We start from the raw sequence: 12,136 nt of genomic DNA on the forward strand, positions 1-12,136 counted from the left end.
CTGTAGCGACGGCTCATCGACCGGGGTGGCCCCGCTGGCGTTCGATGATGGCGGGCAGGAAGCCTCGCTTGACCGTCTTGGCCACGCCGTCTCCGCGGGAGGCCAGCCACCGCTCCAGTAGTTCGTGCGCCGTCGAGTGCGTGACGAGTGTGCCGGTCTGCGGGGTGTCGGCCTGTCGCAGGATGCGGGCGCCCGTAGCTCCGGTCGGCCTCCGGGTGGACAGTGTCCACCCGGACTGTCCTGCGTACAGTCGGATTCGCCCGTCAACTTCCCGCTCATACAGCACGGGCGCACGCTGCACCTCTGTGACGAATCGCTGCCACACCCGGTCGGAAGCCGTCACGCGCACGGTGCGTTCCCCTCGCCAGGGACTGCGCCAGCGGGCGGCCAGCCGCTGGTCGAGCTGATGCTGGGTGGGATGGGGGACGAACTCCAGGTCGGCGTGGGTCATTGCGTGCCCGAAGTAGTGCACGGCCTGTGTCAATGCGGCTTCGCCGTCGAGGCGGACGCCGGTCTCCACACCGTTCAGCAGACCGTGGTCGGCATCGAAGTTCGCCGAGAACAGGGCCCCATGCCGTTTGTCGGCGATGGCGCCCTTGGCGTGGTTGGTGGAGTCGGCGTGGATGCGCACCCCGAGTTCGGTCAGGGCTGCGGCGTCTCGGCGTTGGGAGGGTGGGTGGTTGCGTCCTCGACATAGCAGCGATACGCGCAGCGGTTGGTCGCGCATCGCCTTCACCAGGGGGTCGAGCAGGATGTCGGGGCTGTCGGCCATGCCCTGCAGCGAGTAGGTGGCCAGGAGCAGGGTTGTGCGTGCTCTGGCAATGACATCGTGGAGGTGGTCAAGGATCAGCTGTTCGTCACCGTTGGTCCAGATGATGCCCGGTCGGGTGGAGATCTGTGGGACGGGGACCCTACAGCGGCTCGGGGCGGGCGCATGTTTTCGTACCGAGTAGCCGGCTGATCCGGCGGGCATTTCGTACGCGCAGGAGTCCCACAGCCGGGTGAAGAACCGGGACAGCCGGTCAACCTCGATCGCGTCGGTGACCACCGCGCCGTTTTCTCCGATCGAGTTCAGGCCGTTGGTGTCCAGGTTGGCGCTGGAGACCAGAGCGGCGCGGTCGTCGACGATCAGGAACTTGGCGTGGCAGTCGGGGCGGCCACGGACGGCGATGCCGTGGCTGGTCAGCTCGGCGAAGTACTTCTTGTGCGTCTGCGTGGCTGCGTCCGGGTCGGCAGAATCCTCCAGCTCAGTCAGTTTCCGCCGCAAGCTTTGATCGCTGAGTTCCGAGACCACGTATACCCCGCCCCGCAGCCGGTCCGCCGCCTCGAACAGGGCCTGGAGCAGCTCTGTCTCGCCGAGCAGGTAGCTGGCCAGGAACACCTTGTGGCGGGCGGACTGTATGAGTTCCAGCGCCGCTTCCTTGATGGTGCGCCGGGAGGCCGGGTAGGTCAGGACGTGCCGGTATGTTCCGCCAGTGCCCTCGTTGTTGGACAGGTATGGCTCGCGAGTGCCCTTCGGCTCCCGAACCAGGAAATAGCCGTCGTCGTGAACGAGCGCGCCAAGGTCCAGCCGGTCAGTCATGGGCGAAGTCCTCCCTCTCGCGGAGTGCGTAGACCAGCTGGTAGTGCCCGAGCTGCCAGATCCGTTCCCGTACTGCCTGCGGGGACAGGACCGCGACGGCAGTGGGGTTCTGGTCGGCGGCTTCGCGGCAGGCAAGGCCGAACTCATCGTCCGGGGTCCGAGACGAGAGCAACCGTGCCACCAGTTTTTCGCGGGCGAACAAGCCCCGCGCTTCCTCATCGGCGGGGACGAACCAGCACGCCAGTTCCACCACAGCCTCCTCGCCCACCACTGCCAGGCCCATCGCCTCGGTCAGGGACCGGCCGTGGGCACACAGCGCGTTGGCCGTTGGGCCGCTGACGTGCATATCCCACTCGAGGGGGCCGCGTCGGCTCACGCTGTTGAGTGGTGGCCGCCCATGGCCGGTCGACGGTGGTCCGAGCGTGCGCCAGGCAGCTTGCTGGACGTGCTGGAATTCAAGCGCCCCGGTCAGTTCCAGCCAGCCGTTCACCAGGGCGTCGGCACCGCTCAGATCTGCCTCGATTTCGACCGTGGCATCCTCATCCCCCTGGGCCCCTCGGCGGGGACGGCCCAGGACCACTGCCTCCACGTGGTGGTCACCAGAAGCCGTTCGCCGTACCCGCGCCCGGCAGCGGTAGGCCGGGCACAGCACCGGTGCCCTGTTCTGCCCGGCCCCGGTGACCAAGGGGACGTCGTCTTCAGGCACCGGCACGTCGACGACCTCGGCGCCGAGACCGGCCACGGTGCCGTTCTGCACCCGCTGTGCCAGGTACGCCGCGCGATGAACCTCGACCAGCGAGGCCGGCAGGGGCGCCCGGTCCCCCGCGATGAGTTTTTGATCGAGGTCGCGTAACCATCCGCCGCCTCCGCCGGCGACGGCCAAGACGTCCCCGGTCCGCGGCAGTAGCGCGAAGTCCGCGGTGGAGTTGACGAGACGGGAGACCGCCTGGCGCTCCAGCGTGGCCGCGGCTCGCTCCGGGCGCACACCGTAGCCCGCCCCTTGGGGGACCAGCGCCCCGTCCGCCACCAGGCGCCAGGCCGCGCCGGCCAGGACCGTCGCCGGAAGGGACGTCACCTCGGCGAAGTCGGCCGGTTCCACAGCGCCCAGCGACAGCCCCATCTCCAGCACGAACCGCTCCAGCATGGTCAGTTCTTGCGGCTTCCTACGCAGTACGGGTACACCGCGCCAGTGCAGCAGGGGCAGGAATGCCTCGGCGACCACCGCGACGGTGTCCGGCTCGACGTGGGGAGCCGTCACCTGTCGCACCTTCATCGGTCCACCTGCTCAAGTTGCTTGAGCAGCACCGTGTCGGGGTGCCCGTGAGCGAACAGGTCGAACATGTTGGCGTAGAACTGCTCCGCCGCCGGGATTCCGCGCAAACCGGCCAGGGTGTTGCGGTGCCCGACCAGGACGATGGCCCGGCGAGCGCGGCTGCAGGCGACATTGAGCCGACGGACGTCCTGCAGCCACAGCGCGAATCGGTGCCGCTCCCGCTGCCGGCCCCTGCGGGTGCGGCAGAAGCTGAGGAACACCAGATCGCTCTCCTGGCCCTGAATACGATCGATGGCGTCCACTACCTGGAAATCCAGTACCCGGAACCCCGGAAACCCGGGCCCGCCAAGGAGCCGGCGGATCTCCCGTGCCTGTGCCTTGTAGAAGGTGAGCACGCTCACCGTCACCTGCCGTTCCCCACGGGCGGAGAGCTCCCGCTCCCACATCCGGCAGGCCGCCGCCACCCACTCCGCCTCCAGCGCGTTGACGCAACCGGTGCCCACCTGCTCCTCGCCCGCCCGGGGATTGTCTGACGTGTCGAGGAACACCATGGGCCGCGGGAAGGTGTTCGCGGTCACCAGCGGGGTCAGGCCCAGGCGCTCCGGGGACGGAGTCACGTACCGCCCCCCGTATACCGGGCCCTTCACCAGCTGCGCGATCGGCTCGATCATCCGCCGCTGTTCGACCAGCGCCTGGCTCAGCTGCCGGTCCTCGGCCACGCACCGCTCGAACAGGCTTTGCACGAGATGGCGGCGCATCCGGCCGAGCAGTTCCCGTTCGGCGTCCTCGTTCTGGTTGCGCAACCGTTCGTACGCCGCCTGATAGGGCCGCCGGTACGTCGACGACCAGACACCGGAGTCACGGATCCGCCCGGCTGTGCGCTGCACCGGCTCCACGCGGAACCGGTGCAGTTCCTCGTCCTCCTCCCACAGCTGGGCCAACTGCTCCACGGCGGTGTGAAGATCGGGTGCGGCCCGGCGCTCGGTCATGTGCAGTGCGGCCAGAGCATGCAGGTGGTATTCGTCCGCGGGGTCGACGTACGGCGGCAGTTGCCGTTCGTCACCGACCAGGACCCAACGGCGGGCCTGTCGGGCGCCGATGAGGAACTCGCTGTCGATGACGCGGCTCGCCTCGTCAATGATCAGGGTGTCGAAGTCCGCGTCGCGCACGCCGGGCTCGCCCGCGAAGCCGACGGTGGTGCAGCAGACCAGGTTCGCTGTACTGGGTAACTGCCTGCCCAAGGCTCCGAGAAGGTCCTGGGCATCGCGGGAGGAGGCGTCCGTCAGTCCGGCGAGCCGGAACCATCGCTGTTCCAGGTGGGTGAAGCGCTGCAGGCGGTCCGCGCGGTCGTGATCGCTCCGCGCCCGGCGCGCCAGCTGCTCGGCATCCAGGTGTGTGAGGGCCGCGTCGGCGGTCGCCAGCCGGGCCGTGGTCTCGTCCACTCTCCGCCGGGCGGCGTCGACACTGGCGCCGGCACGCGCCCACGCCTCGTGGTGCGCCCGTTCCTGTGTGGCTTCCTCGCGCGCCAGGTCATCGGCTGTGCGCTCTCGCTCTGTTAGACGCTGGTCGGCGGTTTTGCGCTCGGCTCGCGCGTCCCGCAAAGCACGCCGCGCTTCGCGGTGGGCGGCACGGGCCACGGCCAGCTCGCCCTTACCGAACAGGGCCTTGATCCGCAGGATGATCCGGCCCTCGACGGCGGCGAGGGCCTCGGCGACACGGGCTTGTTCCCGATCCGCCAGGGCGAGACGGGCGGCGGCCTGGTCCGCCTCAGCGCGCGCCTTGGCAAGCTGTGCAGTGGCCCGCGCGACCGCGTCCTGGTTACCGGCCCACCAGGTGGCCCGGGCGGCGGCCACCTGGTCGCGGGCCGCTTCAGCCTCTTTCAAAGTCCCCCGAGCTCCCGTGCACGACTCAATCAGTTCCGCCTCGGCACTCAGCTGCTCCCGCTCCGCGCGCCAGATCTCCGCCCGGGAAGCAGCGGGACGGCGGGCCTGGCGGACGAACTGCCTGGCCAGGTTGTCCCTGGTGAAACTGCGTAGCTCGGGTTTGACCCGCGAGTCGTCGTACGAGACTCGTAGCGCCAGCACCCCGTCCGCCTGACCGACGCGGCGCAGTACCTCGTCCACCGCCACGTGCATGGGCGCCAGCAATAGCACGCGTTCGCCCCGCGCGGTCAGCTGTCGCACGATCTCGCTGATCACCGTGGTTTTGCCGGTGCCTGGGGGGCCTTGGATGAAGAAGGCGTGCGGCGTGCCCAGCGCCCCGGCAACGGCCGCGCGCTGCTCCTGGTTCAGCCCGTCGTCGAAGAAGGCCGGCGGTTCGGAAAACCCCTCCGCCGGGCCGGACAGCGAGCCAGGGTCGCTGAGCAGCCGGGCCAGGGCGCTCCAGTCGCCTTCGACCTCCTCGCGCAGGAAGTGCTGCAGTGCGTAGTTGTGCCTGTCCAGGGCGAACTTCGGTTTGTATCTGAGGTCAACAAGGGTGCCGGGGGCGAGATGGCCCTTGGTCGGTGGCTCCAGGTACACGAAGTCGTCCTCTGCGGCGACGACCTCCAGCTTCCAGGGACCACCCTCGCTGGCTCGCGTGTCGTCGGCCTCTCCCGGGCTCCTGATCGGACTGGTGTGGAGGATGAAGCCATACTCGAACTCGCCCTGCCGGCGGTGCGTACGGACACAGACGGTGTTGGGGTGGGCGGACGCCGCGGGGTCATCAGCGGCGGCCACCACGCCCTGGGCGGTCCGGGTGTTCTCCGTTTCACCGCGCTGCTGCAACAGTTCGATCATGTCAATCAACGCCGAGAAGTGACGGCGTACCTGGGCGTGCAGGCCGCTGTGCGCGCCGACGGTCGTCGACCGGCCTTGCAGCAGGCGGGCCGAACGGTCCCGGGCGTCGGCCACCGCACGCTGGTGACGCAGCCGCTCCTTGATGTCCCGGTGGACCACGGCTATGTCGCACACCTGCTCGTCGTACGCGGGGTGGAAGTCGACATGTGCCTGAAGCACTGGCCCGCGGTAGGGCAGCCCGCGGCGGGCCTTGACCGAGGTGACCACCGCCAAGGGCAAGGAACTGCCCTCGGCGAACTGGGTGCTGACGTAGACGTCGAACCGCGCACCGCTCAGACGGTAGTACTCCTCGTCCCTGCCCTCGTACCGCTTGCTGGTCAGGCCAGCTGCCAGATCGGTCTCAACGGTGTGACAATCGGTGCCCAGCTCGGCCAGCTTCCGCGGTAGTCCGAGCCGGAAGGTCAGCGGAATCACCGGGCGGTCCGAGACCGGGCGTGTCTCGGCGGTGAGGATGTCGCTCAGTTCAGCGATCCAGGAGTCCGGCGTACCCAACGTCCATTCGGTCATCTTTCGCGTGCTCCGTCTTTCCGTTCGATCCGTCTGACTCGTTGCCCCGGCTTGCCGCGTCTCAACGGTCCGTCCGGACGAACTTCAGTTCCTCGCACAGGGCCGCCACGTCGTCGCCGGTGCCCAACGTTGACCAGTAACCGCGCAGTACCGCACGGGCTTTGGCACCGAGCGTCTGGCTCTCCTTCGCCCCGACCGTGGCCGAGCCGTGCGCCAGCACCGATTTGTTGCGGGTCGTAGCCAGCGAGTTGAGATGCGACAGCGCCTTGGGGCCGGAGAGCTGCGCGCTGCGCAGCATGTCGTCATCGAGTGCCGCCAACAGGACGGCCGCGCTCATCAGCCCGATGACAGGCGGCAGTGTGCCGTCCGCGTCCTTCCTGCCGAGGGATCGCTGGATATCGACGTAGCGGGCACGCAGCCCCTCGGGATCGGCGGTGAGCACCGTGTAGTCCGGCCGGCCACAGCTGAAGCCTGCGGCCAGCCGCTCCAACCGTCCGGCAAGGCAGCCTTCGATGGCCCGGTAGTACAGCAGTGCGGCGAAATCGTGCCGGCCCACGTCACGGTAGTGCTCTCCAAGGACGAAGAAGCAGACGAGCAGGCTGTCGTGATCTCCCTCAGCCAGCAGATGCAGAAACGTCAGCTGCCGCTCCAGCCGCCGTGCGGTCTGAGCACTGACGTCATGGCGTACGTGGTGCAGTGCCTTCTCGACCGCCCTCACCCCCTGCGGCAGCGCCGTCAGGTCCAAGTCACACCATGCTCGGTACAGCTCGGACAGGGCACGCATGAATCGGGCGCGGCCGGGCTCGGCGACGATCTCGCAGAGTTCGTCGTATCGCTGCCGGGCCGACTCGAAGGCGCCATTGGCGAACATCTCCAATGCCGCCGACATGCTCTGCTCTCCGAAGAGCGCCGTGGGGTTGTCCAGCAGCAGCAGGCGGTCGGACCCTGGCACCGGCCTGAGTCGCGCCGGATCGTAGTCGCTGTCGATGTAGCACAGGTCCAGCCCGAGCTGCCACGCCGCCAATGCAGCGGCAGCGCTCATCACCTTCCGCCCGCCGGTGATGTCGATGACGGCGTACGGCCGCTCTTCGTCGCGTTTCTCCAGCTCCTCCAGCTCGGTGCGCACCACACGGTAGATCCCCAGCGGGTCGGTGGGCACCACCGGCGCATGCCGGAAGTCCTGATGCCGCAGCCGCCCCGCACCGATCACCTGCTCCCCAATCACGTCGATGCTGCTCTGCGCATTGAGTGAGGTGACAACGAGCATCCGCTGGGGCTTCAGCAGCCTGTAGACCAACACGGTGGTGATCGGCGAGAACCCGGCGAGACTGATCAGCAGCCGGACCGGGGTACGCGGTCGGCGATTGCTCCGCTGCGCTGCCCGTTCGACAATCTCGTCAAGCATCTCGTCCAGGTAGAACCGCGTGGCCTGTTCCTTGCGATCCCCAGGGCCGTACTGCTCCTGCCCCGACTCAATGCGCTGCAGCCGCGCTGCCTTCCCCTCGAACGAACCCACCACGGCGCCCCCGCCCACGCTCCAACATCATCCCGGGCGACGGATGCTAGCAATGAGCCGGGCGCCATCCGGACGCTTTTCATAAAGGCTGCATTACCGATCAATAGCGGTCATACACTGATCTAATGCGATCATTCCCGCTATGCGAAATACGTCCCGGCGAGAGCGCCGTCGTATCCCGCAGCCTGGATGGCTGCTGGCAGGCTGTCGTAGACCTCGCCGCCGGAACGAGCCATCGCCTCGAAGTCGGCTCGGCCCAGCTCGCGTTCGAGCCACTGGTGGGCACGGCGGCACCACCCGGTGCCGCCAGGACCGGCGACAGCACCCCCCGGATCATCAACGACAGGGGCAAAAAGAGTCATACCGGCCCCGGAGGCCACGAGCCCAGCTCGGGCTCTACCCCGAAGGTAATGGGCAGGCCGGCCATGAAGGCGGCGATGTCGCTGTAGTAGGCGTAGTCGCGGTTCCGGGTGTTCTCACGGAGCCGGGCGATCGTCGCGGCGGCTTGGTCCCCGCCCCTGCCTGCCTGCCTGCCTGCCACGCTCGCTGCCGTTAGCACCGCCCCGCCTTCAATACTGCTGGGCACTGATCGGCACGGCCTGCCAACGGCGTCACGGTGCGTGGCTGAGCTCTTTGTTACGCACTTTCGGGTGACGGTCTGGCGGTGGCTGGGGTGGCGAAGCCTGTCGGCCGGGGTGGCGGATCAGTGCCTGCACGGCTCACCGATCTGGCGGGGCGTCAACCTGGTGCATTCGCCACATTGATTGAGGCTACAGGTGAGAGTCACCGAAAGATGTACGATTAGCAACGGAGTGCACGTGTTCGCGTCCAGAATCTGCACACAGTGGCCATGGCGTGAAGGCGCGGCCGGTTGCCCGCCACCCGCACTCCGCACCCGTACGTCCCTCCCTGTGGCTTTCAGGACATGCCGGTACCTCTACGCCCAGGAGGCTTTATGTCTTCTTTGCTGCGACCGCCCGTCGTCTGTCCGCCACCGCTCTCGCGGCCGCCGCCGTAATCGGGGCGGTGGCGTTGCCGGCGTCGGCGGCCGACCAGGCCCGGCCCCACGCCCCAAGGTGGAGATCACTGAGGTGCAGTACGACTCGCCGGGCCGCGACGACCGCTCCAGGCGCTCGCTGAACAAGGAGTGGGGGAGCTCACCAACACCACGCGTCGTGCGGTCAACCTCGACTGCTGGACCCTCAAGGACGAGGACGGCCGCACGTACACCTTCAACCACTACCGCCTGGACGGCCGCGCCACGGTCCGGATCTACACCGGCAGGGGCCGCGACACCGACACCGACCTTTACCAGGACCGCCGCCACTATGTGTGGGACAATCGCTCCGACACCGCCACCCTGCGCAACGATCGCGGCCGCTTCATCGACGACGAGTCCTGGGGCGGTTGCCACCGCGGCGGCAACCGCCACTGACCCCCTGCAGTACGGCGGCTGGTGACCCCACATCAATAGCAGGTCGGCGGCGGGCCAGCCCTCACCAGGGCCTGGCCCGCCGCCGACCTGTATGCCGGGCGATGCTGCGTCAGCCGTCCTGGCAGAGCCCTGCCTCCCGACCCGGGCGGGGGCCTGCGCTGAGTACGAGAACTCATGTGCGCCGGGACGCCGGCTGACAGGATCCGCGGTATGACGAGTGGCAGACGGGTGCTGACGGCCCTGCATCTCTTCCTGGTCTGGGCAGCGATGGCGGCCGCGGTGCCGGTGCTCGGCTTCGGGCTGCTGGTGACGGGCTGGGGTGGTGGGGTCGGCGCGGCCGCGCCGCTCGTCGCGTTGGGTGTGCCGCTGACGGTGGGCCTGCTGGCCATGGCGGGCATACCGGCGCGGACCGTGGTGCCGCTGTGCGGCTCCGTGCGGCAGCGGCTCGGCTGGGCGGTCCTGGTCTTCGCTCTCGGCACGCTCGGCGTCGTGGCAGGTCTGGCCGCCTACGGTGGGGACGTCGACCTGGGGAGCGCCAGTACCCGGATCGCGCTGACGGGGGCGCCGTACGCCGTGGCTGCGGCGTTCTTCGTGCCGAGCCGGTGGGTGCGGCTGGGGGCGTTGGCCGCGCTGGCGGCCGGGGTGGCCTATGGGGGCTTCGTCGGCCCGGCGCAGTCGCAGCAGCGTCAGCACGAGGCGGAGGTCGCGCGGTATCGGGAGCATCCGGAGCTGTTGTACCTGGGCGCTGCGCCGCCCGGCATGCGGGTGTCCCATGCCTGGGCCGGCCCCGCCTACTTCAGCGTCGACTACCGCGGCGTCCGGGAGGACGAGTTCGCGTACGTGGGCCTCACGGTGCGTGTGCCGCTCACATCGACACCCCGATGTCCCAAGCACCTGGAGAAGGGCGTGACCTGCACGGTAGACGGACATGGCGAGATGCGCATGGTCCGCGACTTCCCCGGTGACGGCCGCGCCGTCACTCTCATCCGCCGTCACCGGAACGCAGAGGCCGAGGTCACCAGCCAGACCCTCGACGAACCCGGGCTACGCCGTCTCCTGAACACTCTGCACCCGCTGTCGGACACAGAACTGGAGAAACTGATGCGGGAGAAGAAGATCGACCACAGACTCTGAGGTTGAGACTTGAACGTCGCGAGTCACGACGCGACAGGAGCTCAGCAGCTTCTTCTTCGGGCAGCCCGCCCGGACTCCCCGAGCTCTCCGGCAGATGCAGATGCTAACTACGCATCCGTCGGTCGTATTCTGCGGCGGGTTCCAGGCCCACGGCGGCGCGGCGTTCGTCGAGCCGTTCGGGATCCGCCACCGGCTGGCGACGCAAGTTCGAGTCGTCCGGGTCGTTGGTGTACTGCGTTCCGTACATCTGGGGCTCGCCGGCCGCGACCAGGACCCGGTCGGTGAGGTAGGCAAGCCGCCGTGCCGATGCCTCCCCGGCCACGACAGCGGTCTTCATCAGCTCAAGTGCCCGACGCTGGAACGCCGGGGAGAGGTCCGCGTGTTGGGCCAGGAGCCATGCCTCCTCGGCGCCCAGTTCCCCGACGATGCTGATCCCTGGCCAGCCGTGCTCCACTATGACCCGCTCAAGCCAGGCTGTGTTTTCCGCGTCGATCCGGCACATCTCGGTGTCATGGCGCGTCTCAAGAACGTGGTACCGCGCGGCCTCGTCCTTCTCCGCCCGGCGGTGCAGCTCCTCGGCAAGCTCCTGGTTCATCCGCTCCGGCCTTCCTTCGCTACTGAGAACCGCTGTCTTCGACCCCTTCAAGGGCGGCTACGTACCGCAGGCGGGTCGCCGGGCCGCGTCTCTGGCGAAGGTCGTCTCTCTCCGCCCGTGCGACGCCTAGCTGCTCCGCCCAAGGCCAAATGCGGCAGGTCGTGATCCGTGCAGGGGGCAGGACAGTTGGCACAGGGCGGTTGCGATGATGTCGCTGCTGGGGCTGTCGTTGAGCGACCATGCCTTGCGTACTACATGCTGCTGTTCGGCGAGTTCGAGACCGGGCGCGACCTCGGGACGTACTACACGCGGCAGGGGTTCACCGTGCTGCGGCCGGGACAGGCGATCGACGTCGGCACCCTGCTGGCCGGCGTGCCGGTCCAGCTCGGTGCAGGGCCGGGCGAGGCGTTCTTCCACCGGTGGCGCGGCCGCGTCAGGTGACGCGGTCCGCGGGCTCACCGCGCAGCAGATCGGGACGGGCATCGGCGCTGGCGAAGGCCCGCCTGAGCCCCTCCACCAGCGCCCGGTCGATGCGGTACAGCCGCGCTCGCTCGTCCCGCTGGAGCAGCCGGTCCGCGCCGGCCGGGCCAACGCGGCGCTGCACCGCCTGGACACTGGTCAGGGTCCCGCCAATCTTCTTCGGCGGGATCGGGGTCGTCGGATGGTCACTGAAGTACTGCTGCACTTCGTCGTACGAGGCCGTGCCGCCCAGGTCGGTGATCCGGCGCAGTACCGCCCGGGCCCCGGGCATCAGCGACGCGATCACGCGGAACAGCACCTGGTCCGTCCAGCCGTCCCCGATGGCGTCGCTGCTCAGGTCCTGCGGATCGGGGCGCGGGTCCACGGCCGCGGCTTCCGGCCAGTCGGCAGGAACGACGGGGCGCAGCCCGTAGGCGGCCTGGACAGCGGCTATCGCCTGCTCGTACGTGTCCGTCTCGGTATCGATCGTCAGCCGCACGACGCCCCCTTCGTGATCGCTACCGCCATCCTCCCCAACGGTCCCCGGGCTCTACTCGGTCGCGCCAGGACCGGCTGCGCACCTGGCCGTGGCCTTCCTGCCGCGGTTGTTCGAACCCTGTGACGGAGTCGAGATTGCCCGGCTGCTCCCTGCGCGCCGTGTGTGTGGAGCACGCACAGCCGGCCCCGCATGACGTCGAAGCCGGCTGTGTGAGGCGCCCGCGCGTCAACACGGACGACCGAATCCGTGCGGTTGGTTGCTGGAGCCAGTCGCGTACGGAACTACCGGGGAGCGTGACA

Annotated in this window: 10 protein-coding genes and 1 pseudogene; 3 read left to right on the forward strand and 8 right to left on the reverse strand. The window is 68.8% G+C overall.

What is annotated here, in order from left to right:
- Positions 1-13 precede the first annotated feature (13 nt).
- From QF035_RS11800 to QF035_RS11825, 6 genes are all read right to left on the reverse strand, one after another.
- Positions 14-1,582: a phospholipase D-like domain-containing protein gene (locus QF035_RS11800; protein ID WP_307520097.1), complete on the reverse strand. Its 1,569-nt coding sequence runs from the start codon at positions 1,580-1,582 to the stop codon at positions 14-16.
- Positions 1,575-2,855, reverse strand: a complete 1,281-nt coding sequence (locus QF035_RS11805; RefSeq protein ID WP_307520098.1) for a hypothetical protein — start codon at positions 2,853-2,855, stop codon at positions 1,575-1,577. The genes QF035_RS11800 and QF035_RS11805 overlap by 8 nt, the downstream gene beginning before the upstream one ends.
- Positions 2,852-6,199: a DEAD/DEAH box helicase gene (locus tag QF035_RS11810; protein ID WP_307520099.1), complete on the reverse strand. Its 3,348-nt coding sequence runs from the start codon at positions 6,197-6,199 to the stop codon at positions 2,852-2,854. Before QF035_RS11810 ends, QF035_RS11805 begins: the two co-directional genes overlap by 4 nt.
- 61 nt (positions 6,200-6,260) lie before the next feature.
- Positions 6,261-7,715 (reverse strand): TIGR02710 family CRISPR-associated CARF protein, encoded by a 1,455-nt coding sequence (locus QF035_RS11815; protein ID WP_307520100.1) that lies wholly within the window; start codon positions 7,713-7,715, stop codon positions 6,261-6,263.
- 140 nt (positions 7,716-7,855) lie between these two features.
- Positions 7,856-8,077: a hypothetical protein gene (locus tag QF035_RS11820; RefSeq protein ID WP_307520101.1), complete on the reverse strand. Its 222-nt coding sequence runs from the start codon at positions 8,075-8,077 to the stop codon at positions 7,856-7,858.
- On the reverse strand, positions 8,074-8,256 hold the full coding sequence (locus QF035_RS11825; RefSeq protein ID WP_307520103.1) for a hypothetical protein: 183 nt from the start codon (positions 8,254-8,256) through the stop codon (positions 8,074-8,076). Before QF035_RS11825 ends, QF035_RS11820 begins: the two co-directional genes overlap by 4 nt.
- A 443-nt stretch (positions 8,257-8,699) precedes the next feature.
- Here QF035_RS11825 and QF035_RS11830 point away from each other — a divergent pair.
- Positions 8,700-9,150: pseudogene (locus QF035_RS11830) on the forward strand (lamin tail domain-containing protein).
- Positions 9,151-9,360: 210 nt separating this feature from the next.
- Entirely contained in the window at positions 9,361-10,284 is a 924-nt protein-coding gene (locus QF035_RS11835) for a hypothetical protein (protein WP_307520104.1), read from the forward strand.
- A 103-nt stretch (positions 10,285-10,387) separates the two neighbouring features.
- Here the strand turns inward: QF035_RS11835 and QF035_RS11840 are convergent, their stop codons facing one another.
- On the reverse strand, positions 10,388-10,879 hold the full coding sequence (locus QF035_RS11840) for a DUF6624 domain-containing protein (protein WP_307520105.1): 492 nt from the start codon (positions 10,877-10,879) through the stop codon (positions 10,388-10,390).
- 255 nt (positions 10,880-11,134) lie between these two features.
- On the opposite strand from QF035_RS11840, the gene QF035_RS11845 reads away from it, so the two are divergent.
- Positions 11,135-11,320 carry a hypothetical protein gene (locus tag QF035_RS11845; protein WP_307520106.1) on the forward strand — a complete coding sequence of 62 codons (186 nt, stop codon included), beginning with the start codon at positions 11,135-11,137 and terminating at the stop codon, positions 11,318-11,320.
- Here QF035_RS11845 and QF035_RS11850 read toward each other — a convergent pair.
- Positions 11,313-11,837 (reverse strand): hypothetical protein, encoded by a 525-nt coding sequence (locus QF035_RS11850; protein WP_307520108.1) that lies wholly within the window; start codon positions 11,835-11,837, stop codon positions 11,313-11,315. The genes QF035_RS11845 and QF035_RS11850 overlap by 8 nt on opposite strands.
- Positions 11,838-12,136 lie beyond the last annotated feature (299 nt).

This window comes from Streptomyces umbrinus, assembly GCF_030817415.1.
Lineage (GTDB): Bacteria > Actinomycetota > Actinomycetes > Streptomycetales > Streptomycetaceae > Streptomyces > Streptomyces umbrinus_A.